Here is a 23,927-nt window from a genome sequence, read left to right as displayed (position 1 = left end):
GGATCGAAGGAGAGACCATGCGCTGCACCCTCGGGGTGGACATCGGCACGTCCAGCAGCAAAGGCGTCCTCGTGGACCCCGCCGGCACGATCCTCGCGACGGCGACCCGCGCGCACGACGTCTCCCGTCCGCAGTCCGGATGGGTCGAGATGGACGGCCGGATCTGGTGGGACGAGTTCGTCGAGCTGGCCACCGACCTTCTCGCCGCGGTCCCCGACGCGGAGGTCGTGGGCGTCGGCGTGAGCGGCATGGGCCCGTGCGTCCTGCTCGCCGACGAGGACGACGAGCCCGTGCGCCCCGCGATCCTCTACGGTGTCGACACCCGTTCCACCGCGCAGATCGAGCGCATGACGGCGGAGCTCGGCGCCGAGGAGATCACCCGCGTGGGCGGCTCGACGCTCACCTCGCAGGCCGGTGGGCCGAAGATCGCCTGGGTCGCCGAGGAGGAGCCGGGAGCCTGGCAGCGCGCACGGCGGCTCTACATGCCCGCCTCCTGGCTGGTCCGCAAGCTCACCGGCGCCTACGTCCTCGACCACCAGTCCGCCAGCCAGGTCTCGCCGCTGTACGACATCGAGGGCGAGCAGTGGCACGACCCCTGGTGGCAGCGGTTCGCCGGGACGATCGAGCAGCCGCCGCTGCGCTGGGCGGGGGAGGTCGCGGGCACCGTGACCACCGCTGCGGCCGCCTTGACCGGCCTGCCCGAGGGGACCCCGGTCATCACCGGCACGATCGACGCCTGGACCGAGGCGGTGAGCGTCGGCGCCCACGAGGTCGGCGACCTCATGCTGATGTACGGCACGACGATGTTCCTCGTCGCGACCGGGGAGCAGACCCTCCGCACGCCCTCGATGTGGACGACGGCCGGCGCCTTCGCGGGCACGCGCAACCTCGCCGGCGGGCTGTCCACATCCGGAGCGCTCACCGCGTGGCTGAAGGACCTCTCCGGTGCCGACTACCCGGCGCTGCTCGCCGAGGCGGAGGAGTCGGGGCCCGGCGCGAACGGCCTGCTGATGCTGCCGTACTTCGCCGGTGAGCGCACCCCGATCCAGGATCCCGACGCCCGCGGGGTCATCGCCGGGCTCACCCTCCGGCACACCCGAGGAGACCTCTACCGCGCTGCCCTCGAGGCCACCGCGCTGGGCGTGCGCCACAACGTCGAGACCATGCGCGCCGCCGGCGCCGACATCCGCCGTATCGTGGCGGTCGGCGGGGGCACGCAGGGACGGCTGTGGCTGCAGATCGTCTCGGACATCACCGGGCTCGTGCAGGAGGTGCCGCAGACCACGATCGGCGCGAGCTACGGCGCCGCCTTCCTCGCGGCGACGGCCACGGCCGCCGACGGTGCCGCGCCCGCGATCACCGACTGGAACCCCATCGCTGACACCGTCCGCCCGGACGAGGCTCTGCGCCCCTTCGCCGACGCCCTCTTCGACCGCTACGTGCGCCTTTACGACGGCTCGAAGAACGTCGTCCATGAACTCGCCGCCGCCCAGCGCGACGGATCCCCCACCCCCGCGACCCCGGAGAACTCATGACTGCCTACACCCTGCCCACCCCGGCCTCCCGTCCCGCCGCTGCGCCGAAGACCGCCTACCTGATCGCCTCCGGCGACCTCCGAGAGTCGGCCAACACGGCCGGCTGGCCCACCCAGGTCGAGCTCGAGGCCGGGGTCACCGGCGTGCTGAACGACCTCGGCTGGACGGTCGTGCGCGCCAATGAGGTCGACCCGGAGACCGGTCACGGCTTCATCTCCAGCCAGCGCATGGGGCTCGAGGTCTTCAAGAACATCCCCGTCGACGCGCCGCTCATCGTCGCCGAGGCCGTGTGGCAGTACTCGCACCACGTGCTCGCGGGCCTCCGCACGCACGAGGGCCCGATCCTCACGGTGGCGAACTTCGCGGGCGACTGGCCCGGCCTCGTCGGCCTCCTCGGCCTCAACGCGGGCCTGACGAAGATGGACAAGCCGTACGCGACGATCTGGTCGGTCGACTTCACCGACGACTGGTTCCGCGACGGCATCCGGGAGTGGACGGAGACCGGCACCATCACCCACGATGCCTCCCACGTGCGTCCGCTCCCCGCACTGCCGGACAGCCCGGAGAAGCAGCTCGGCGAGGCGCTCGCCGCGGAGCTGCGCGCCGAGAAGGCCATCATCGGCGTCTTCGACGAGGGCTGCATGGGCATGTACAACGCCATCTTCGACGACGAGCTCCTCAACCAGACAGGCATCTACAAGGAGCGCCTGTCGCAGTCGGCTCTCTACGCGGAGATGCTGAACGTCACCGAGGAGGAGGCCGACGCCGCCTACGACTGGCTGATCGAGCGCGGCATGACCTTCCGCTACGGCGAGGACGCCGCGACCGAGCTCACCCGCGAGCAGGTGCAGTGGCAGCTCAAGATGTACATCGCCGCCCTCCGCATCGCCGACGACTTCGGCCTCGACGCGGTCGGCATCCAGTACCAGCAGGGCTTGAAGGATCTCGTCCCGGCGTCGGACCTGGCGGAGGGGATCCTGAACTCCACCGAGCGCCCGCCGGTGACCTCGCGCGACGGCTCCCGCGTGCTGCACGAAGGGCGCGCGTTCCCGCACTTCAACGAGGCTGACGAGGGCGTCGCCGTCGATGCGCTCGTGACCGACCGTGTCTGGCGCGCGATGGGGCTCGTGCCCGACAACACCCTCCACGACGTGCGCTGGGGGGAGGACCACGACGGGCAGTTCGTCTGGGTGTACGAGATCTCCGGCTCGGTGCCGGCCTCCCACCTCGGCGGCTGGCAGAACGCGGAGGGCTGGCGCCAGGGGCACGTCTTCTTCCCTGCGGGCGGCGCCACGATCAACGGTGTCTCGAAGCCCGGCGAGGTCGTGCTCTCCCGGGTGTTCATCGCCGAAGGGGTCCTGCAGGCGGACATCTTCCGCGCGTCGGTCGTCGAGCTTCCCGCGGAGGAGACGCAGCGCCGGAAGGACGCCACGAACCCGGAGTGGCCGATCGCCCACGTGGTGCTGCACGGCATCTCGCGCGACCAGTTCATGGCGCGGCACAAGGCGAACCACGCGCAGCTCGTCTACGCCCCCGATGCCGAGACCGCGGACAAGGCGCTGATCGCCAAGGCCGCGATGTTCGACGGCATGGGCATCAAGGTCAACCTCGTCGGCGACGTGGCGATCTGAGGCTGCGTGCCGGTCACTGCGAGCGCCAGAACCGCGTCGCCAGGTTCGTGAGCTCCCTGTCGAGATCGTCGACCTTCGTCTCGATGCGTCCGAGCCGGGCGTCGAGGCCGTCGATCCGTGCGGAGAGCGTGCCGTCGATGCGGTCGATCCGTGCGGAGAGCGTGCCGTCGATGCGGTCCACCTCCGCACGGATCACGCGGCTGAGCTGCGAGGTCATGAGCGTCATGCCGCCGAGCATCACGGCGGCGAAGACGCCGATCAGTGTCCATACCTGCGGGTCGTCCAAGGTCATGCCTCCAGTCTGAGTCCGGGGTCTCAGGCTGTCACGGTATTCCGCAGCGACAGAGCCACGAACACGGAACCTGTGGACGGGAGCGGCGGCACCGCGCGCGGTGCACGAACAGCGCTCAGGCGGAGGGGCGGAGGTCGCTCGGCGGACCGCTCAGCGCGCGCAGGGCGTAGAGGATCGTCGCGAGGTCGACGAGCTCCTGCACCAGTGCGCCGACGACCGCGGGGATGACACCGGTCATCGCCACGACCATCAGCCCCACGCTCAGACCGATGCCGATCCAGATGGCGGTGAGGGCGACACGGAGGGTGTGCCGTCCGATCGCGACGGCGTCGACGACCTTGGCGAGCGAATCCACGAGGATGACGACGTCGGCGGCGTCCCCGGCGGCCGTCGCTCCCTTCGCGCCCATCGCGATGCCGATGTCGGCCGCTGCCAGCACCGGGGCGTCGTTCACACCGTCGCCGACCATCAGCACGGGCCGTGGTTGCATCTCGGCGGCCAGACGCACCTTCTCGGGCGGCAGGAGCTCGGCGTGGATCTCGTCGATCCCGACCTGCCGTCCGATCGACGCCGCGGTGGTCTCCACATCCCCGGTCAGCATCGCGAGTCGGTCGACCTCGTGCGTCCGCAGCCACGAGATCACGGCCGGCGCCTCCGGGCGGGCGGCATCGGCGAGGACCAGGACCCCCGCGAACCGTCCGTCCACGGCGACATAGGCGGCGGCCTGTCCCGGCGCCAGCTCCGCCCGCACGGTGTCGGGGGCGAGAGAGGCGACGTACGCGGGCTTGCCCACCACGACCGCGCGGCCGCCGATCGTCGCGGACACCCCGTTCGTCGCGGTCTCGCTCGCCTCGGTCGCACCGTGCAGGGACAGGCCTCGGGCGGAGGCGGCGCGACGGATGCCGTCGGCGAGCACGTGCGAGGAATACTGCTCGGCCGAGGCGGCGAGTCGCAGGATCTCATCCGCATCGAAGCCCTGTGCCGGACGCACGTCGACGAGCTCCGGCCTCCCCTGGGTGAGCGTCCCGGTCTTGTCGAACGCGGCCGAGCGCACGCGCGCGATCTGCTCGATCACCGCACCGCTCTTCATGATGACGCCTGACTTCGCGGCCCGCGAGAGCCCGCCGAGGAAGGCGACGGGTGCGGCGATCAGCAGCGGACAGGGCGTCGCCAGCACGAGCACTTCGGCGAATCGCGTGGCATCGCCGGAGATCGCCCACGCCGTCCCCGCGAGCACGAGCGCGACGGCGGTGAACGGGATAGCGAACCGGTCGGCGAGACGCACGATGGGAGCGTGGGAGGACTCGGCCTGGGCGACCAGCGCCACGATCTGCTGGTACTGGCTGTCGGCACCCGTGCGCAGGGCGCGGAGACGGATGGCTCGGCTGCCGTTGATCGCGCCCGACAGCACCTCGTCGCCCGCGCCACGCGTCACGGGCAGGCTCTCGCCCGTGAGCGAGGATTCGTCGAACGACGCGCTGTCGGTGAGCAGTTCGCCGTCCACGGGGATGATCTCCGCCGGGCGCACGAGGAGCACGTCGCCCACGGCCACATCGTCGACGGGCGCCTCCCTCGCCTCGTCCGAGTCCGCATCCTCGGGGTGGATGAGGACATGAGCGCTGCGCGGTGAGCGGTCCAGCAGTGCCGAGAGGTCGCGCTTGGCCCGGCGGCCCGCGAAGTCCTCCAGTGCCTCGCCGCCGGAGAGCATCAGGACGATGATGAGCGCCGCGATGTACTCGCCGACGGCGAGGGTCGCCACCATAGCGACGACGGCGAGGATGTCGAGCCCGACGTGACCGCGGAGCACGTCGCGCACCATGCCGACGAGGGTCCACACGACCACCGCAGCCACGAAGACCGTGGCGATCCACCGGCCGATGGTCGCTTCGCCTGTGGCGTGCAGCACCCCGACCACGACGAAGACGATGACCGTGAGCGTGATGACCGGGTACCGCCAGAGGAGTCGGAGGGCGCGCATGCGTCCAGCATCGTCGGAATCCGCGTGCGCCGCCAGCATCCGCCGCCGGTCGGGGGCATCGGTACCGGTCAGTCCAGATCGAAGAGCTCGATCTGACGGAGCGTGACCTCGGCCTCCGTGCGGATGCGGACGGCCGAGGTCACGACCCGCGTCTCCAGAGCGAACGGTGTCGTGCGATCGGGCGCAAGGTCTTCGAGGTGCGTCGTGGTGAGCGGGTGCCAGCAGCCGTCGGCCCCCTCCACCTCCCCGCGCAGCACACCGGCCGCGACGGGCTCGCGGCTCGTGACGGTGATGTCGGTGAGGCCGCGGGGCGAGGGGAATCGCCAGCCCACCCACGAGCCCTCCGGCAGCCGGACGCCCTCGTCACCCTGCGGGTCGCCGTCGTCGAACAGGCGCCGCGCCTCGCGGACATCCGCGGAGGCGACGGCCTCTCCCTCTCCGCCCGTGAGGTCGCGGCGCCATGGCGCAGCGTCGAGCGTGTCCTCTCCGCTCTCCAGCGCGCGCGCCGCGTCCGTGCCGAACACGAGCTCGAGCACCGCATCTCCCTGGAGTGCGTCGATCGGGAGGTCGGCGGTGGACAGTCGGCGTCCGTCCAGTCGTGCGTCCTCCAGCACGTGCGCGCCGGGGGAGCTCCGTCGCGAGCGGATGCGCAGCGACGAGCCGTCTCCGCGTGCGACCCGGATGTCGTCCGAGAGCGGCGACCCGATGCGCAGAGACCCCGCCGCGAGTTCCAGGGGATACAGGCCGAGCGCGGCCCAGAGCCACCAGCCGCTCATCTCCCCGTTGTCCTCGTCGCCCGGGAAGCCCTGGCCGATGTGGGCACCGGCGAAGAGACGGCGTGCGAGGCCGTGCACGAGGCCCGCGCTGTGCCACGGCCGGTCGCTGAAGGCGTACATGAAGGGGATGTGATGGGCCGGCTGATTCGACAGGGCGCACATGCCCGACCGCTGGGCGCGGGCTTCGCGCTGCTCGTGGATGACCGTGCCGTACGCGCCGCCGAAGCGCTCGTCGGCGGTCTCCGGCTCCGCGAAGAGGGCGTCGAGGTGCCGGCCGAGTCCGGTCCGCCCGCCGTGCAGCGCCGCGAGTCCCGGCCCGTCGTGCACCGTGCCGACCGACATGCCCCAGGCGTTCGTCTCGACGTTGTCCCCGCCCCAGACCCGAGGATCGAAAATCGGAGCGAACAAGCCGTCCGCCGCGCGACCGCGGAAGAATCCGGACGCCGGGTCGAAGAGCACGCGCGCCGCGCGGGAGCGATTCGCGAAGTACCGCGCGAAGGCCCGATAGCGCGCGGCCTGGTCCGCCGCCGTCGCCGATGCCGCGAGTCGGGCGGCGAACCAGCCGAGGGCGGCGTCGCTCACGGCGTTCTCGATGCTCCAACTCATCCCCTCCGGGACGTCGGACGGGATGAAGCCGAGGAAGCGCCCGCGGCCGATGCCCTTGCGACCCCGTCGCGGATCGGGTCCCGGTTCGCACGCGTGACGCCACCCGCTCTCGAACGCCGTCTCCCGGTCGAAGGGCACGTCCCACCGTGCGGCGTCGGCGAAGATCTGGTCGCTCGAGGTGCCGACCATGCTGTCGACGTACCCGGGGGCGCTCCAGCGGGCCATCCAGCCGCCGCGGCGATACTGGGTGAGCTGCCCGTCCAGCAGGCGTCCGGCCAGCGCGGGGTCGAGGAGCGCGAGCGCGGGCCACTCCGTGCGGTACGTGTCCCAGTAGCCGTTGTTGACGACGAGCTCGCCCTCCGCGACCGGCGCCCCGGTGGTGATCTCTCCGAAGGTGGTCCGGGGCGCGAACACGTCGGCGAACCGCCATTCCGGCGCGTCCGCGGTGCCCGCATTCTCCGCCGCCGTGTTCGGATACAGGTGCATCCGGTGGAGTGCGGCGGCGATCCGGGCGCGCTGCTCCTCGTCGGCCAGGCCGCGGAACGGACGCTCGGCCTCGGGGAGCGCGGGGATCGTCACGCGCCCGAGCAGGCGGTTCCACGCGGTGGCCGCGCGGGCGCGGAGCTCGTCGAAGGGGACGGCGGGAGGTGCCTCGAGGGCGAGGCTGTGCCGAGCCTGCGCGATGGAGAGGAACGAGACACCGACCCGCACCTCGACGGCGCCCACGGCGCGGACGAAGCCCGCGACCCTGGCACGCCCGTCGTCGTCGAGGGCGCCGTGCGCGGCGTCCGAGGCGCTCTGCACCGTGCCGGCGAAGTAGCAGCGCGGCGCGTTCCCCCAGTCCTCGGGCCCCTCGGGAATCCAGCCCTCGAAGCCGGCGTCCGTGAAGGTGAGTCGGCCATCGTCCGTGAGCTGGTCGATCACGAACCCCACGGCGGCGCGCGGGTCCTCGCACCGCACGCGGAACGCGGCGGCATGCGAGGTCGCGGTCATCTCGACCTGCAGCCCGTCGCCGAGGTCCGCGGTGTACTCGTGCGGGCGGGCGCGCTCGCTCTCGGGGACGATCCAGCGGCGCCGGGCTTCCCTGTCCGACCTCGGCGTCCCCCGGAACGGCATGAGCTGGAGCACCGAGCGATCACCGATCCACGGGCTGGGCTGGTGCGAGAACTGCAGGGCTTCGAGACGCCGCCCCGGCGGATCGTCGTGCAGGAACGGGCGATAGGGCCAGCGCGGGTCCGCCGCGTCGGTCGCGGGCGTGACGAAGGTGAAGCCGTGCGGCACGGCGACCGCGGGGATCGTGTTCCCGCGGGAGAAGCGGGGGCCGGAGTGGGAGCCGCGCCGCGTGTCGACCCGCTCGACGGGCGGGAGATCGCCGGGGGCAGGGCGCTCCTCGACGCGGACCTGGACGAAGCCGCTGACCTCGGCGGGCGCCTCCGGCGTGGTCGCCAGCTCGGCCGTGCCGAAGACGAGCTCGACCGTGCCCGTGCCGGTGCCCCTCCCGACGGCGAGGGGTGCGAGGGCGACGCTGTCGGCGTTCCACTGCTCGGGCATGCTCCACCGGGCGGCGAACTGCCCCTCGGCCGTGGGCGGGAAGTCGTAGCGGTCACGGACGGCGGCGATGTCGCTCAGCCGGCTGCCGTCGGGGGTCCGCACGTCGACGGCGACGGCGAGCGCGGCCCACGGGGCGAGGGTCGCGGCGGGGCCGTCGGCGTAGAACGCCCAGTGCAGCACGGTGTCCGGGGTGAAGGCGATGCCGTCGAGGCCGGGGACATCGATCCGCTGCGCGCCGTGGGAGGGATCGAACGAGTACGCGAACACGACTCCGGGGAGCACCCCGGCGTGCGGGCGCGACGACGGAGGATCCGCGGGCCCCGAGGCCGGGCGGAGCAGCGGCGCGTTCACCCCTTCAGTGCACCCTCCTGCACGCCCTTGAAGAAGAAGCGCTGCGTGAACGAGAACATGATGACGATGGGCACGAGCGCGATCATGGTGCCGGCGGCGATGAGTCGCGGATCGACCGAGAAGCTGCTGTTGAGGTACGCCATGCCGACGGTCAGGGTGTACTTGGCCGGGTCGGAGAGCACGATGAGCGGCCAGAGGTAGTCGTCCCACGCGCCGATGAAGGCGAAGATCGCCACGACCGACACCATGCCGCGGATGTTCGGCCACACGATGTGCCGGATGCGCTGCCACGTGGTCGCGCCGTCGACGGTGGCCGCGTCGAGCACGTCCTTCGGGATCATCCGGCACGCGGTGGCGACGAGCAGCACATTCATGGCGCTGATCGCTCCGGGCAGGAACACGCCCCACAGGGTGTCGGCGAGCCCGAGCGCGCGGATGGTGAGGAAGTTGCTGGTGACCGTGACCTCGCCGGGGAACAGCAGCGTGGACAGCAGGATGCCCATGACGATCCACTTCCCGCGGAAGCGCATGCAGCCCAGGGCGTAGCCGGCGAACGTGGCCAGGATCACGTTGCTGAGCACGGTGCCGAGCGAGACGAGCAGCGAGTGCCAGGCGTAGAGGTAGACGGGGACGATGTCGGCGACCCTCGTGTAGTTCTGCAGCGTCGGATCGCGGGGGATGAGCTCGGGCGGGAAGGAGTAGATGTTCTCCTGCGGGCCCTTGAACGAGGTGGAGAGCTGCCAGACGAAGGGGCCGATCACCAGGAAGAGGACGAACAGCAGCAGCGCGTACCGGCCGATGAGTCCGCCGAGTGTGGGCTTGCTGAAGTCGCCGGAGCCGCGGCGCCGGAAGATGCGTTCGCGGGACGGGCGCGCGGAGTCCCGGGCCGGCGGAGTGCTCTCCACCGGGGGCGTCGTCAGAGTCGTCATGCGGAGACCTTCGCCTTCTTCTCGCGGTTCATGAACGCGATCGCCGCGAGCGGCACGAGCGTGAGGAGGAACAGCGCCACGCTGATCGCGGATGCGTAGCCGATGTTGCCGTTCAGGCCCGACCCCACCTGGCGGATGAGCATCACGAGGGACATGTCGTAGCCGCCGGGGCCGCCCGTGCTCTTGGAGAGCACGTCGAGCTCGGCGAACACGCGCATGGCGGACACCGCGATGAGGACGGCGATGAGGAGCATCGCCCCGCGCACCGACGGGATCGTGACGGAGAGGAAGCGGCGGAAGGAGCTCGCGCCGTCGAGCATCGCGGCCTCATGCAGCTCCTTGCCCACGTTCCCCAGGGCGGCGAGGTACACCACCATGTAGTACCCGAGTCCCTTCCACACCGTGAGCAGGATCGCGCAGCCGAGCAGCAGCCAGCGGTCGACGAGGAAGGCCATGGGCTGATCGATGAGGCCGAGGAACTCCAGGGTCTGGTTGATGATGCCCCGGCTGTCGAACAGCCAGGTCCAGATGAGGGCGACCACGACGACCGAGGCGATCACGGGGAAGTAGAACGTGGTGCGGAAGAACGAGATGCCGGGGAGCTTCTTCTGCACGAGGAGGGCGAGGAGCAGCGGGAGGATCGTGAGCAGCGGCACGCATACGACCACGTAGATGAGGCAGGTGGTCAGCGCGTTCCAGAACATCTCGTCGCCGAACATGCGCTCGTAGTTCGCGCCGCCGACGAACTCCGGGGTCCGCAGGGGGCGGGCGTCCGTGAAGCTGAGGACGACGGTGTTCAGGAACGGCCAGAGCGCGAACACCAGCACCCAGATCACGGCGGGGGCGAGGAGCAGCCACGGGGTGAACCACTTGTGGGATCTCATCGTCGACCTCCGCTGCCGGGTGCCGGTGTCCGCGCGCATGCTCACTGGTCCACGCGGTTCGCGTTGGCGTACTCGACGATCTTGTCGAGCTGCGTCTTGGCGTCGGCCTCGCCGTTCACGGCCAGGGCGATCTGCTGGGTCATGTAGGTGGCCATGTCCGAGGTCCACTGGAACGGCAGCGCCTTGGCGTCCTTCATCGCGCCGAACACGGTGTCGATGGCGGCGAGCTGCTTCTCGTCCGTGACCGAGGAGGCGATGTTCTCGACGACCTGGTCGCCGCCGTCGGCCGTACCGGGGGCGGTGCCGACCGCGAGCGAGGAGAACGCGATCTGGTTCTCCTCGTTCGTCGCGAACTCGGCGAACGCGAGGGCCGCTTCCTTGTTGTCGGAGTCGGCGGAGACGTTGAGGCCCTGGACATAGAGCGGGGCGACACCCAGGCGCGGGGTGGCGACGGTGTTCTCCAGCAGTGCCGGGGCGTCCTTCTGCAGATCGGTCGTGAAGCCGGTGCCGCCGGTCGTGAAGGCGACCTTCTCCTGGATGTACGCCTCCGCGTTCCCGCCGTAGTCGCCGGTCAGTGCCTCGGCGGGCATCGCGCCCGCCGCGAAGGCGTCGGCGTACTGCTCGATGATCGCGGCGGCCTCATCGGTGTTGAAGTCGAACTCGCCCTCGTCGTTGATGACCTCCATGCCGGCGGCGGTGAAGGTGTCCAGCGCCGGGATCGAGGAGAGGAGCTGGACCTTGCCGCCGGACTCCGTGGCGACGTCCTTCGCGAGGGTGAGCAGCTCGTCGACCGTGGTCGGGAGGTTCTCCTCGGTGACGCCGTACGGGGCGAGCTGGGCGAGGTTCCACCAGGACGCGTCGCTGGAGAGATACCAGGGCAGGCCATAGGTGCCCTCGACGCCGGGGTACTGGCTGTAGGCGTCCCAGGCGCCCGCGTTGTAGGCCGTCTTCAGGTCGGGGTCGGCGGTGTCGACGTCGACGAGCTTCCCGGCGGCGACCAGCGGATAGGCGATGTCGGGCGGCAGGTTGAGCACGTCCGGAAGGGTGTCGGCGTTCGCCTGGCTCAGGATCTTCTCCTGGTACCCGTCGCCGGGCTGGTCGAGCCACTCGACGGTGACATCCGGGTGCTCCTCCTCGAAGGCCGCGATGAGGTCTTCGAAGTAGGGGGTGAACTTCTCGTTCTTCAGCGACCAGGTCTGGAACTGGATGGTTCCGCTGAGCTCGCCGGAGGTGTCGATGGGGCCGGCGCCGTCGGACGCGGCACCGCCTCCGGTGCAGCTCACGAGCGCCAGGGCGCCGATCGTGAAGGTTGCCAGAGCGACAATGCGTGCGGGAACTTTCATCGTGCTTCTTCCTCGAGGCGGGCGATTCGGCGTGGTCCGACGAAGGGACTACAGCGCTTTAGCAGATGAAACCATCCGATCCCGTCGGTGTCAAGGTGTGCCCTGTCGACGGCGATGCTCAAGCGTTATAGTGGTGCGACATGTCCTCGCGGGAGGGCACGGTCCGAAAGGTGCACACATGACGCAGCGCGGCGCTCTCGACGCCCCTCTCCGCTTCGGGGCGAACTACACGCCGTCGAAGGACTGGATGCACTCCTGGCTCGACTTCACCCCGGACGACGTGCGTCGCGACTTCGCGGCCCTGGCCGCGCTCGGCCTCGACCACGTGCGCGTGTTCCCGCTCTGGACCGTCCTGCAGCCGAACCGCACCCTCATCCGCTCGAAGGCGATCGATGACGTGCGCACCATGGTCGATATCGCCGCCGAGTTCGGGATGGACGCGAGCGTCGATGTGATCCAGGGGCACCTGTCGAGCTTCGACTTCGTGCCCTCCTGGCTGTACACCTGGCACGACCGGAACATGTTCACCGATCCGACGGCGCTCGACGGTCAGGCGCAGCTCGTGGAGCGGCTCGCCGGCGCCCTGCGGGACGCGCCGAACTTCCTCGGGCTCACTCTCGGCAACGAGACGAACCAGTTCTCCGCGCACACCCACCCCTCGCCGTGGCCGGTCACGACCGACGAGGCGGGCGGCTGGATCGAGGCCCTGCTCGCGGCGGCGGAACGAGGCGCCCCGGGGCTGCCGCACGTGCACAGCGAGTACGACGCGGTCTGGTACATGGACGATCACGGATTCACGCCGGCGCACGCCTCACGGCTCGGCGCGATGACGACCATCCACTCCTGGATCTTCAACGGCACCGCCCAGCGCTACGGAGGTCGCTCGATTGCGGCCGACCGTCATGCGGAGTACCTCATCGAGCTCTCCCGCGCGTTCGCGTCCGACCCTGCCCGGCCGATCTGGCTGCAGGAGGTCGGTGCTCCGTCGAACTGTCTCGACGAGGCCGAGATGCCCGGCTTCCTCGAGGCCACCGTGCGCTCCGCCCTCCGCACCGAGAATCTCTGGGGCGTGACCTGGTGGTGTTCGCACGACGTGAGCCGGGAGCTCGCCGACTTCCCGGAGCTGGAGTACTCCCTCGGGCTGATCGACCAGGAGGGTGCGGCGAAGCCCCTCGGCCGCCGGTTCGCGGAGCTCATCCCCGAGCTGCGCACCCGCACCGCGGCTCCGGCTCGTCCGACGGCGATCGTCGTGGACGTCGACGAGCAGGAGGTGCCGGTGAGTCGAGCCGCCCTGAGCCCTGGCGGCGCAGTCTTCCAGGCCTGGGTCGACGCGTGCACCGCGGGCGACGACCCCGCTCTGGTGACCTCCCGCACCGCACAGGACCCCGCGGCGCTGGAGGCACGCGGCATCCGCCGTCTCATCCAGCCCGTCCCGTCCGCGTCCGACGTGACGCGCTACGCCTCCGTCAACACCGTCGTCTGAGTCTCTCCCCGTCTGAGTCGCCGAGACCCCGGGTTGTCGTCGAAACCCCGGGGTACGTGCGTCGAGAGCCCGGGGTGTGAACGGGGAGGCGGGGGCTCAGCGGGGCGGTGGCGCGGTGCTCTCGCGAGCGGTGAGCACCGGGGTCGGGCCCTCGACGCTGGGCAGCGTGGTACCGGCCTCGATCTGCTGCAGCAGGAGCGTTGCCGCCTGCTCGCCGAGCTCGAACGTGTCGCGGGTCATCGCGGTGATGGACGGATTGATGAGTCCTGCGATGACGGAGTCGTCGAACGACGCGAGGGAGACGTCGCGGGGAACCGCCCGGCCCATCTCCTGCGCCACGCGGAGGCCGGCGACGGCCATCACGTCGTTGTCGTAGACGATCGCGGTCGGGCGCAGCCGGCCGGAGAGCAGCGCGCGCGTCACGGCGGAGGCGCGCGCGGGAGAGAAGTCGGTCGTGATGACCTCGCCGGCGATGCCGTCCGCCGCCATCCGCTCCAGCACCTCGGCGCGCAGACGGGTGTGCTCCAGCTCCGCCGGACCGGCGACGTAGGCGATGCGGGTGTGGCCGAGGGCGGCGAGGTAGGAGAACAGGGTCTCCGCGACGGTGTCGTCGCCGATCCACACGCTGGGCACCGCGCCGTCCGGGGAGGGCTTCGAGCCGATCATCACGGCGCGCGCATCCAGGGCGGTGATGCGCGCGCCGCGGGGGTCGTCGTCGCGCGGGTCGATGAGGATGATGCCGTCGACCTGGTTGGACGAGCGCCACTGCCGGTGCACCTCCATCTCCTCGTCGATGTCGGCGACGAGGCGGAGCTGCAGCCCGACCTTGCTCTCGGAGAGCCGGGACTCGATGCCGGCGATGAGGTCGGTGAAGAAGGCCTCGGAGCCGAGGGAGCGCGCCGGGCGGGCGAGGGCGAATCCGACCGCGTTGGCCCGGGCGCCGACGAGGGCGCGCGCGGCGGAACTCGGCTGCCAGTGGTGCTCCTCGATGATCGAGAGGATGCGCTGCCGCGTCTCCTCGCTCACGCCGGGGCGGCCGTTCAGGGCGAACGAGACGGCGCCGGGGGAGACGCCGGCCAGGCGCGCGATATCCGCGATCGTCACGCGTTTCCCCGGGGCCATAGGCATCACCCTACTTGATCGGTTTAGCCTCTCGAAAGCAGGGGAGAACGTGCCGTAGACTCCCGTGCTAGATCGTTTTAGTAACAACACGCATCGAAGCCCATTCCTCACCGTCGAGCCCGGAGAACCCCACCATGCATGACGACACCTCGCTCACCGTCGGCCGCGTCAAGCGGGTCCTCGAAGAGCGCATCCGCCCGGCGATCCACTCGGCCGCGGTCCCCCTTACGGTCGAGGCGCATCAGCTCCCGGGAGAGCCCATCGCCCCGGCGGAGGGGCTGGCGCTCTCGTTCGCCCCGGCCGCGGTCGGCGAGCTGTGGGGCCCGGCTTGGGGGACGACGTGGTTCAAGCTCACCGGTCGGGTGCCCGCGGAATGGGCAGGCCGCCGGGTGGAGGCGCTGATCGACCTGGGCTTCGACGTGAACATGACGGGCTTCCAGTGCGAGGCTCTCGCCTACCGCCCCGACGGCACGCCGATCAAGAGCATCAACCCGCGCAACCAGTGGGTGCCGATCGTGGAGACGGCGGAGGGCGATGAGCCCGTCGAGCTCTACCTGGAGGGCGCCTCCAACCCCGTCCTCCTCGATTACCACCCCTTCCTGCCGACGCAGGAGGGCGACATCCTCACCTCCTCGAAGGAGCCGCTGTACCGGCTGCGGCGCCTCGACCTCGCGGTGTTCGAGCCGGAGGTGTTCGACCTCTCCCTCGACCTCGAGGTGCTGTTCGAGCTGCAGGCGGAGCTCCCCGCGACGTCGCCGCGCCGCATGCGCATCCTGCAGGCGATGGACGACGCGCTCGACGTACTCGACCTGCAGCGCATCGTGGAGACCGCGGGTGACGCGCGGGCGCGGCTCGCCGACGTCCTCGCCGCACCGGCCGAGGCGAGTGCGCACCGCATCTCCGCGGTGGGGCACGCCCACATCGACTCCGCCTGGCTGTGGCCGGTGCGCGAGACGATCCGCAAGGTCGCCCGCACCACCTCGTCCATGACCACGCTCATCGACGAGCAGCCCGAGTTCCAGTACGGCATGTCCAGCGCGCAGCAGTATGCCTGGGTCAAGGAGCACCGCCCCGAAGTGTGGGAGCGGGTCAAGGCCGCCGTCGCCGCCGGACGCTTCCTGCCCCTGGGTGGCATGTGGGTGGAGTCCGACACCGTGATGCCGACGGGGGAGTCGCTCGTGCGGCAGTTCTCGCACGGGCAGCGGTTCTTCGAGCGGGAGTTCGGTATCCGGTCGAAGGGCGTGTGGCTGCCGGACAGCTTCGGCTACTCGCCGTCCCTGCCGCAGCTGATGCGCCGTGCCGGGTTCGAGTGGTTCTTCACGCAGAAGATCTCGTGGAACCAGCAGAACGTCTTTCCGCACCACTCCTTCCTCTGGGAGGGCATCGACGGCTCGCAGGTGTTCACGCACTTCCCGTCGATGGACACCTACAACTCGCAGCTGAGCGGCATGGAGGTCGCGAAGGCCTCTCGACAGTTCAAGGAGAACCGTCTCAGCTCGCGGTCGATCGCCCCGGTCGGCTGGGGTGACGGCGGCGGCGGCACGACGCGCGAGATGACGGGCAAGGCCGAGCGGCTGCGCGACCTCGAGGGCAGCGCGCAGGTGGTGTGGGAGGATCCGGACGTGTTCTTCGACGCCGCCAAGGCCGAGCTGCCGAACCCCGCCGTGTGGGTCGGCGAGCTCTACCTCGAACTGCACCGCGGCACGCTCACCAGCCAGCACGCCACCAAGGCGCTGCACCGCTGGGCGGAGCACGCGCTGGTGGAGGCCGAGCTGTGGGCCGCGACCGATGCCGTGCGCACCGGCGCCGCGTACCCGCAGGCGGAGCTCGACCGGCTCTGGCAGGCCGTGCTGCTGCACGAGTTCCATGACATCCTGCCCGGCACCTCGATCGCGTGGGTGCACCGCGAGGCCGTCGCCGTGCTGTCCGATGTGCTGTCGGATGCGCGCGACATCGCCGACGCGGCACGTCGCTCTCTGGCAGGCGAGGGGGACCGCGAGCTGCGGTTCGAGCCGACCTCGGTGGGTCGGGGGCGCGCACTCGGCGCCTCGTTCGTGGGGGAGTCGACGGTCGCACCCGTGACGCTCGTCGAGGAGGCCGATGGCTGGCGGATCGAGAACGAGCTCGTGTCGGTGCTCGTCTCGGGCGAGGGCCTGATCGTCTCCGCCGTCGACAAGCCCACGGGGCGGGAGACGGTCGCGCCCGGCAGGGCCGCGAACCTGTTCCAGCTGCACCAGGACTTCCCGAACATGTGGGACGCGTGGGACATCGACCGCTACTACCGCAACAGCGTCGACGACCTCACGGCGGTGTCGTCCATCGAGGCATCACTCGTGAACGGTGTCGCGCAGATCGTCGTCGTGCGTCCGTTCTCGGAGTCGACCATCACGCAGACCATCCTCCTCGCTCCCGACTCGCGCACGGTGCTGCTGCGCAACGAGGTCGACTGGCACGAGACCGAGAAGCTGCTCAAGCTCGCGTTCCCGCTCGACATCCAGGCGTCGCATACCGAAGCCGAGACGCAGTTCGGCTACCAGGCGCGAGTCACCCACACGAACACGAGCTGGGAGGCGGCGAAGTTCGAGACCTCGATGCACCGCTTCGTGCTGGTGCGCGAGCAGGACTTCGGTGCGGCCCTCGTGAACGACTCGATCTACGGGTACGACACGACGCGCGAGGTCGGCGAGGACGGGGTCACCACGACCGTGCGGCTGTCCCTGCTGCGGGCGCCGCGCTTCCCCGACCCGGACACGGACCACGGGGTCCATGAGATCGAGGTCGGCTTCGTGATCGGCGCCGACGCCGCGATCGCGACGGCCGAGGGCCTTCGCCTCAACAGCACGCCCACGGTGATCCGTGGGGCGCGCGAGGTCGAGCCGCTGGTGGAGGTGTCGGGCGAGGGGATCGTCGTCTCCGCCGTGAAGCTCGCCGACGACGGCTCCAGTGATGTCATCGTTCGTGTGTATGAGGCGCTCGGGCGTCGGGCGGTCGGCGAGCTCTCCGTCGGCTTCGAGCACCGCGCGGTGCGCGAGGTGAGCCTGATCGAGGACGAGATCGAGGCGCCCCGCCTCGGCGGCGGGCTCCACCTCCGCCCCTTCGAGGTCCGCACCCTCCGCATCGTCCGCTGAGCCCCCGGCCTCCTCGCGCCGGGCGCGCCGCGCCGGATCAGAAACGCGCCTCCCCGCCCTTCGGGAGGCGCGTTTCTCATCCCGCCGGGCGAGATCCGGTCTCAGGCGGGCGGAAGGCGGAGGACGTCGGGCGACTCGCCGCTGGTCAGGTCGTCGGCGATGCGGAGGCTGCGGGCCAGTTCGTCGAGCGCGCCGATGAGCGTGCCGAAGCGTTCGCGGTCGCTGCAGACGGCCGTCAGGGTCACCAGGTGCGTACCGGTGTCCCACGTGTAGGTCGCGAAGGGCGGTGCCGAAGGCGAGGGCGGGGTCGGGACCACGAGCTTCTCGCCGACGCCGAGCCGGGTGGGGAAGGAGGTCGTGTCGTCGTACTCCATCGGCATCGACGCGCGGGCGATCCGGATGTCAGGAGTGAGCGCCTGCACGGTCGCCATCGCCACGACGAGGTCCGGCTCCGCCTTCCACGTCCACGCGAGGACCCGGCCGTCGGCCTTCTTCATGAGCATCGGCGCGGCCTGGCTCATCGCCCAGGCTCCGAACCGCGAACCGGGGCGCTCCGTCGCGCCGACCGCGGCGTTCACCTGGCCGAGCAGCATCCGGATCGCGGCCTTGCGATGCCGGCGTCCCCTCCACCCGAGCGAGTCCGTCACGGGGATCCACAGCTGGGGGTCGGCGTCGGCGTGCAGTCGCATGGCTTCACGGTATCGGCCGAGGCTGAAGGATGCCGGTATGGCTCGGCGTCGGGGACAGGGCCCTCGGGTAGAGTTGCCACCGCCCGACCAGGGCTTCTCCTTGGCCGCCACCCCGTTAGGCATCTCTGTGACCTCCTCCGACGATCCGATCGATGCGTCGCGCGACGCCACCGCCGTACAGCCCCGTCCGCTGAAGATCCTCCTCGGCTGCGACACGTTCGCCCCCGACATCAACGGCGCCGCCCGCTTCGCCGAGCGTCTCGCCGCCGGACTCGTGCAGCGCGGACACGAGGTGCATGTGGTCGCCCCCAACCAGGCCTACCGTCGCACCGCGCCCCGCACCGAGGTCATCGAGGGGGAGCCGATGACGCTCCACCGTCTGCCCTCCGTGCGGTGGGCCCCGCACGACTGGCTGCGCTTCGTGTGGCCGTGGCGCTCCAAGCACTACGCCCGGAAGGTGCTCGACGCCGTGCAGCCCGACGTCGTGCACATCCAGTCCCACATCGTCATCGGGCGCGGACTCGCGCGCATCGCGAAGCAGCGCGGCATCCCGGTCATCGCGACGAACCACGTCATGGCCGAGAACATCCTCGATCACACGACCATGCCGAAGTTCGTCGACGACCTGGTGCTCAAGCTCGCCTGGGCCGACGCGAAGCGCACCTTCGACCTGACGCGGGCGATCACCACGCCCACGCGTCGGGCCGCCGACTTCCTGGAGAAGACGGTCGAGGTGCGCGGCGTCATCCCGGTGAGCTGCGGCATCGACCGCTCCCAGTACACCCCGGTCATCGCCCCGCGCGAGGAGAACCGGCTCGTGTTCGTGGGCCGGCTGACGGCGGAGAAGCAGGTCGAGGTCATCCTCAAGGCGATGACGAAGCTCGACCCGGCGCTGAACACGACGTTCGACATCGTCGGTGGCGGAGACCAGCGCAAGCAGCTCGAGCACCTGACGGCACAGCTCGGGCTGTCGGACCGGGTCACCTTCCACGGCCGGACCACCGACGAGGAGCTGCGGGCGCTCCTGTCGCGTGCGAGCCTCTTCGTCATCGCGTCGATCGCCGAGCTGCAGTCCATCGCGACGATGGAGGCCATGGCATCGGCGCTGCCGATCGTCGCCGCGGACGCCGTCGCCCTGCCGCACCTCGTGCACGACGGCGAGAACGGCCACCTGTTCACGCCGGGAGACGTCGACGACCTCGCCGCGAAGCTCACGGCCGTCCTGACCGCCTCCCCCGGCGAGTACGAGCGGATGCAGAAGGCGTCCCTCGACGGCGTGGCCATCCACGACATCAACCGCACGCTCGACACCTTCGAGGCGCTGTACCGCGACGAGCCGCTGCCCGAGTGACGCGGATGCACGTCGTCTTCTTCGCCGATCAGCACCTCGACTCCCTCGGCGGGGCGCAGGTGTCGATGCGGCTGCAGCGGACGTTCCTGGAGCGTGCAGGGCACACCGTGACGGTCGTCGCGCCCCGCATGCACGCGCGGCCCGATGCTGCCGCACCATCGGAGGGAAACGTCGACCTCCCGTCGCTGCCGATCACCCTCGACCGGGAGTACGCGATGACCTGGCCGGGGCGGGCGACCGATCGGACTCTCGACCGCGCCATGGCACATCGCCCGCCCGTCGACCTCGTGCACGTGCAGGCCGACTTCTGGGGCGCCTTCATCGGGCACCGTTTCGCCGCCCGCCACGGGATCCCGGTCGTGCACACGATGCACAACCGCGTCGACGTGGGACTGGCCGCGGTCACTCCGCTGCACCGTCCCGTGCTGGCCGTGCTCAACCTGTGGCGCCGCGCCGCCCTCCGCGGCGTCGGTGTGCCGGTCGGTGGCAGCGACGGGTGGTCGTACCTCCGCGGTCTCGCGTCGGGCGCCGCTGCCGTCACGGCCCCGTCCGGGCACTTCGCGCGACGCCTGGAGCAGAACGGCGTGGCGCGGACGGTCGACGTCGTGTGGAACGGCATCGACGACGACGTCCGCGCGCAGACCCTCGCGGCGACCCCCGCCGAGCGGGCACCGGGGCGCCCGCGCTTCGTCTGGCTCGGGCGGATGAGTCCGGAGAAGCGCCTGCTCCCGTTCCTCCAGGCCTGGGTTGACGCGGGCATCGACGCAGAGCTCGAGGTGATCGGCGGCGGCGGACAGCGCGCCGCGGCCGCGCGCATCGTCGCGGGGCGTGCGGACGTACGGTTCGCCGGTCGGCTCTCCTATGCGCAGACGCTGGAGCGGATCGCCGCCGCCGATGCGCTCGTGCAGACGTCCATCGGGTTCGAGACCCAGGGCATGACGCCGTTCGAGGCGGCCACCCTCGGCACGCCCTCCGTCGTGTGCGACCCCGACATCGCCGCGGAACTCCAGGGCGGGCTCTGGGCGGTGCCGACGGCGGATCCGCACGCGCGCGGACGGGACCTCGAGACACAACGGATCGACGCGCTCGCCGCGACGCTGCAGCGGGCGGCCGCGGACATCGCGGACGGGACCGCCCCGCAGCCGGTGCCGGCCGTGGCGGACGCCTTCCGGCAGTCGTCGCGGACGGGCGCCATGATCGAGGTCTACGAGCGGGTGCTCACCCGATCCTGAGCGGTCACAGGAACCCGTAGAACGTCGACGAGAGCCAGCTCAGCACGATCGTCAGCAGACCGGCGCCCGAGATGCCGATGGCGATCCCGGCGAGCAGTCGCGGACCCGGGCGTCGCGCCGCGATGAGGCCGAGCACGAGCGCCGCCCCGTAGCCGAGGAACGTGAGGATGCCCGATGCCCCTTCGATCAGGCCGATGATGCTGTAGGTCCGGTCCGACATGTAGACGAACGGTCGCGCGAGGATCAGGAACACGTCGATCGCGAGGGTCACCAGTGCGACGATGAGCGCGGCGCGCCCGAGGCCGGTGCCGGACGCGCGCGGGGCCGGGGTGCCGTAGGGCGGGATGCCGGCGGATCCGGGCACGAATCCGGGTACGGTCGGTGACGGCTGCGGGGCCGCCGTGGGGAAGGTCTGCGGGGGCGCGGTCGGGAACATGTGGCCGCCGCCGGGAGCGGGGGCGTACGGTGCCCCCGGGGCGGGGGCCTGGGCGCCGGGGTACTGCGGCTCCGCCGGGAGCGACGGAAGGGTCGGGGCGGCCGGGTCGCCGGCTCCGTCGCGCGAGGGGTGTCCGGGCTGCTGCGGGTCGCTCATGACCCGAGCGTAGCCCTCCTCCCGGACAGTCGGGAGGTCAGCGGTAGAGGTGGCCGGGGTCGGCCTGCGACAGGGCGTCCTGTCCGGCGACGCGGCTCCAGTCGGTGGGGGCGCGACGATAGCCGTCCCGCCGCAGTTCGACGAACGTGGCGACGAGCGCCCAGATGGCGAGGGCGAGGAGGAGGATGAGGAGTAGCATGGCAGAAAAGCTACGCTCGATGCGATGCTGCCACGAGTGGCGGTTCGGGCACCGTGCGTAGGAAAACTGCCATCCCGGGAGCTGTGATGAAGACCGTCGCGTGCGTGGTGCAGGACGGCTTCGCGCCGTTCGAGTTCGGGGTCGCCTGCGAGGCGTTCGGCCTCGACCGGTCGGCCGACGGCGTGCCGAACTTCGACTTCCGCATCGTCGCGCCGCGGCCCGGGGTCGTGCGCTCCAAGATCGGCTTCTCCATCAACGTGGAGCATGATCTGTCGTTCGCCGCGGACGCCGATCTCGTCGTGTTCTGCCCGGTGCCGCGCGAGGTCTGGGGCGACATCGATCCGCTCCTCGTCGAGGTCGCGCGTGCGGCCGTCGAGCGCGGCGCCTGGGTCATGAGCGTGTGCAGCGGGTCGTTCATCCTCGCCGCGGCCGGAGTGCTGGACGGGCGGCGGGCGACGACGCACTGGATGTACGCGCACACGATGGCCGACATGTACCCCGCCGTCGACATCGATCCGGACGTGCTCTTCGTCCAGGACGGCCGCATCATCACGAGTGCGGGCACCGCCGCCGGCATCGACGCCTGCCTGCACCTGCTGCGACAGGAGCTCGGGGCGGAGATCACCAACCGGATCGCGCGTCGGATGGTCGTGCCGCCGCAGCGGGACGGGGGTCAGGCGCAGTTCATCGATCGCCCCATCCCGGTCGCGCCCACGGATTCGCTCGCCGTGGTGGCCGACTGGGCGGTGGAGAACCTCCGCGAAGACCTGACGGTCGACCAGCTCGCGGCGCGGGCGCTCATGTCGCCGCGGACCTTCGCGCGCCGCTTCAAGGCCGAGTACGGGGCGACCCCCGCCGCGTGGCTCGGTCGGCAGCGGATCATCAGGGCCCAGCGTCTCCTCGAGCGCACCGATCTTCCGCTCGAACACATCGCGACGGACTGCGGCTTCGGTTCCGCGGCCGTCCTCCGGCAGAACTTCGCCCGCGTGCTGGGTGTGACCCCCACCGCCTACCGCGCCCGCTTCTCCTGCGCCGACGCCCTCCCCGCCGCCTGACCCCCTCCCTCCTTCAGCCGTGCGGGATCATTTTCGTGCCCCGTTCCCACGCATCCGGGCCCCTTTCCGTCCCGCCACGATTCCGCCACCGTCCCCCGCTGTCATGCGGGATCGAAAACGCGCGCGAGCGCGCCGCGTCCGGAGCGTTTACCGTCCCACATCGGCCCGAACGGTCCCGCCGCAGGCCGCGGCATTCTGGTCCCAGCCGCGCCGCGCGGGTATCGCACCGCACGTCCGCAGGGTGCTCGTCGAACCGAGGGCGCGGGCGCCCGCATCGGTGCGGGATCAGAAAGGCCCCGCGGGATGGGCGGTCGGGTGCGTTTTCGATCCTGCGCGGGATGCGGCGGGGCGGGCGGGATCAGAAAGGGACCGCAGGCGGGGGTGGGGGGAGCGGTTTTGATCCCGCGGCGCGAGTGGCGGAGGGGCGGAGGGGCGGAGGGGGGAGGAAGAGGGGGTCAGTGCCAGTGGGCGGGGGAGGGGAGGGTGACGTCGCGGACGTCGACCCCGGCGGGCGTGACCGTGGCGACCGCGTAGAGGAGGGACTGCGTCGGGTAGCCGTGCGGGCGGTTGTCGCGGATGATGGCGCGGTCGTCTTCCGGGGGCAGGGCCGCCGAGGATCCGAGGAGAGCGGTCCACTCGGCCGTCCAGTCGGCGCTCGCCGCGGCGGGCCCGAGCGCCCGGAACTCCGGGAGCCACGCGGCGATGCGCGGGGTCTCCTCGTCGTCGAGGTCGTCGTGGGCGATCATGTGCGTCCCGGGCTCGATCGGGGTCTCCCGCAGCTCGGCACCGTCCCACGAGAGCACTCGCGCGCCCTCCGGACCGACCTCGAGCAGATTGAAGCCATGCATCGGCGGCACGCCCTGCGGAGAGCGACCGGTGACCGCGGCGAGCGGAAGGGTGCCGCGGGAGACGGCCGCGGTCGCGGAGAGGTCCTGCACGTCGGCGCGGTTGAGGAGCACGGCGAGGCGTCGTTCGGCGGGGTTCACGGCGAGCCACGCCCCACCGGCGCGGCGGTCGCGGATGCCGATCACCCCCGGATACTCCTCGGGCCACCACTCGCCCAGGGCGTCCCACTCCCGGGCCGGGTCCTCGTCGCGGACGGCCAGCAGCCGCGCGGATCCCGCAGCCTCGACATCGATCACCACCGTGCACACGCCTCCGAGTCTAGGTTGAGGTCGGCCGAGGCGGCCGAGGTCGGAT

General features: G+C 71.1%; 18 protein-coding genes. 7 read left to right on the top strand and 11 right to left on the bottom strand.

The window, feature by feature from the left end; genetic code table 11:
* The first annotated feature begins 17 nt into the window (after positions 1-17).
* Positions 18-1,535 (top strand): FGGY-family carbohydrate kinase, encoded by a 1,518-nt coding sequence (locus tag WFJ36_RS15035; RefSeq protein WP_071329277.1) that lies wholly within the window; start codon positions 18-20, stop codon positions 1,533-1,535.
* Complete coding sequence (locus tag WFJ36_RS15030) at positions 1,532-3,166, top strand: fucose isomerase (protein WP_071329276.1); 1,635 nt, start codon at positions 1,532-1,534, stop codon at positions 3,164-3,166. The genes WFJ36_RS15035 and WFJ36_RS15030 overlap by 4 nt, the downstream gene beginning before the upstream one ends.
* A gap of 13 nt (positions 3,167-3,179) precedes the next feature.
* On the opposite strand, the gene WFJ36_RS15025 is transcribed toward WFJ36_RS15030, so the two are convergent.
* The 6 genes from WFJ36_RS15025 to WFJ36_RS15000 all read right to left on the bottom strand — a co-directional run bounded on the left by WFJ36_RS15025 (position 3,180) and on the right by WFJ36_RS15000 (position 11,876).
* The gene (locus tag WFJ36_RS15025; RefSeq protein WP_071329275.1) at positions 3,180-3,458 is read right to left on the bottom strand and encodes a hypothetical protein; all 279 of its coding nucleotides are present in this window, start codon (positions 3,456-3,458) and stop codon (positions 3,180-3,182) included.
* Positions 3,459-3,573: 115 nt separating this feature from the next.
* Positions 3,574-5,436 carry a heavy metal translocating P-type ATPase gene (locus WFJ36_RS15020; protein ID WP_336643618.1) on the bottom strand — a complete coding sequence of 621 codons (1,863 nt, stop codon included), beginning with the start codon at positions 5,434-5,436 and terminating at the stop codon, positions 3,574-3,576.
* Positions 5,437-5,504: 68 nt separating this feature from the next.
* The gene (locus WFJ36_RS15015) at positions 5,505-8,720 is read right to left on the bottom strand and encodes a GH92 family glycosyl hydrolase (protein WP_336643617.1); all 3,216 of its coding nucleotides are present in this window, start codon (positions 8,718-8,720) and stop codon (positions 5,505-5,507) included.
* Complete coding sequence (locus WFJ36_RS15010; protein WP_292786413.1) at positions 8,717-9,649, bottom strand: carbohydrate ABC transporter permease; 933 nt, start codon at positions 9,647-9,649, stop codon at positions 8,717-8,719. Before WFJ36_RS15010 ends, WFJ36_RS15015 begins: the two co-directional genes overlap by 4 nt.
* On the bottom strand, positions 9,646-10,533 hold the full coding sequence (locus WFJ36_RS15005) for a carbohydrate ABC transporter permease (protein ID WP_025102636.1): 888 nt from the start codon (positions 10,531-10,533) through the stop codon (positions 9,646-9,648). The genes WFJ36_RS15010 and WFJ36_RS15005 overlap by 4 nt, the downstream gene beginning before the upstream one ends.
* A 41-nt stretch (positions 10,534-10,574) precedes the next feature.
* The gene (locus tag WFJ36_RS15000) at positions 10,575-11,876 is read right to left on the bottom strand and encodes an ABC transporter substrate-binding protein (protein ID WP_336643616.1); all 1,302 of its coding nucleotides are present in this window, start codon (positions 11,874-11,876) and stop codon (positions 10,575-10,577) included.
* A gap of 178 nt (positions 11,877-12,054) precedes the next feature.
* Here WFJ36_RS15000 and WFJ36_RS14995 point away from each other — a divergent pair, with 178 nt between their 5' ends.
* Positions 12,055-13,359, top strand: coding sequence for a glycoside hydrolase 5 family protein (locus WFJ36_RS14995; protein ID WP_071329270.1), 1,305 nt, complete (start codon positions 12,055-12,057; stop codon positions 13,357-13,359).
* Between the two features lie 96 nt (positions 13,360-13,455).
* Here the strand turns inward: WFJ36_RS14995 and WFJ36_RS14990 are convergent, their stop codons facing one another.
* Positions 13,456-14,481, bottom strand: coding sequence for a LacI family DNA-binding transcriptional regulator (locus WFJ36_RS14990; RefSeq protein WP_336643615.1), 1,026 nt, complete (start codon positions 14,479-14,481; stop codon positions 13,456-13,458).
* A 134-nt stretch (positions 14,482-14,615) separates the two neighbouring features.
* Here WFJ36_RS14990 and WFJ36_RS14985 point away from each other — a divergent pair, with 134 nt between their 5' ends.
* Positions 14,616-17,609 (top strand): alpha-mannosidase, encoded by a 2,994-nt coding sequence (locus WFJ36_RS14985; RefSeq protein WP_336643614.1) that lies wholly within the window; start codon positions 14,616-14,618, stop codon positions 17,607-17,609.
* Between the two features lie 101 nt (positions 17,610-17,710).
* On the opposite strand, the gene WFJ36_RS14980 is transcribed toward WFJ36_RS14985, so the two are convergent.
* Entirely contained in the window at positions 17,711-18,298 is a 588-nt protein-coding gene (locus WFJ36_RS14980) for a hypothetical protein (RefSeq protein ID WP_071329267.1), read from the bottom strand.
* A 121-nt stretch (positions 18,299-18,419) separates the two neighbouring features.
* Between WFJ36_RS14980 and WFJ36_RS14975 the strand changes: the two genes are divergently transcribed.
* Both WFJ36_RS14975 and WFJ36_RS14970 read left to right on the top strand, forming a co-directional pair.
* Positions 18,420-19,649 (top strand): glycosyltransferase, encoded by a 1,230-nt coding sequence (locus WFJ36_RS14975; RefSeq protein WP_071329422.1) that lies wholly within the window; start codon positions 18,420-18,422, stop codon positions 19,647-19,649.
* Between the two features lie 5 nt (positions 19,650-19,654).
* Positions 19,655-20,881, top strand: a complete 1,227-nt coding sequence (locus WFJ36_RS14970; protein WP_071329266.1) for a glycosyltransferase — start codon at positions 19,655-19,657, stop codon at positions 20,879-20,881.
* A 4-nt stretch (positions 20,882-20,885) separates the two neighbouring features.
* Here WFJ36_RS14970 and WFJ36_RS14965 read toward each other — a convergent pair whose 3' ends face one another.
* Together WFJ36_RS14965 and WFJ36_RS14960 are read right to left on the bottom strand one after the other, a co-directional pair.
* Positions 20,886-21,473, bottom strand: a complete 588-nt coding sequence (locus tag WFJ36_RS14965) for a hypothetical protein (RefSeq protein ID WP_336643613.1) — start codon at positions 21,471-21,473, stop codon at positions 20,886-20,888.
* A 37-nt stretch (positions 21,474-21,510) separates the two neighbouring features.
* Positions 21,511-21,672, bottom strand: a complete 162-nt coding sequence (locus tag WFJ36_RS14960) for a hypothetical protein (RefSeq protein WP_177173831.1) — start codon at positions 21,670-21,672, stop codon at positions 21,511-21,513.
* Between the two features lie 86 nt (positions 21,673-21,758).
* On the opposite strand from WFJ36_RS14960, the gene WFJ36_RS14955 reads away from it, so the two are divergent.
* A complete protein-coding gene (locus WFJ36_RS14955) occupies positions 21,759-22,727 on the top strand; it encodes a GlxA family transcriptional regulator (RefSeq protein WP_071329264.1) in 969 nt (322 codons plus the stop codon).
* Positions 22,728-23,182: 455 nt separating this feature from the next.
* Here the strand turns inward: WFJ36_RS14955 and WFJ36_RS14950 are convergent, their stop codons facing one another.
* Entirely contained in the window at positions 23,183-23,881 is a 699-nt protein-coding gene (locus WFJ36_RS14950) for an NRDE family protein (protein ID WP_336643612.1), read from the bottom strand.
* Positions 23,882-23,927: the final 46 nt, after the last annotated feature.

Source organism: Microbacterium sp. MMO-113 (genome assembly GCF_037148555.1).
Lineage (GTDB): Bacteria > Actinomycetota > Actinomycetes > Actinomycetales > Microbacteriaceae > Microbacterium.
The sequence above is the reverse complement of the archived record's forward strand: the minus strand, read 5'-3'. Positions and strand labels throughout refer to the sequence as shown.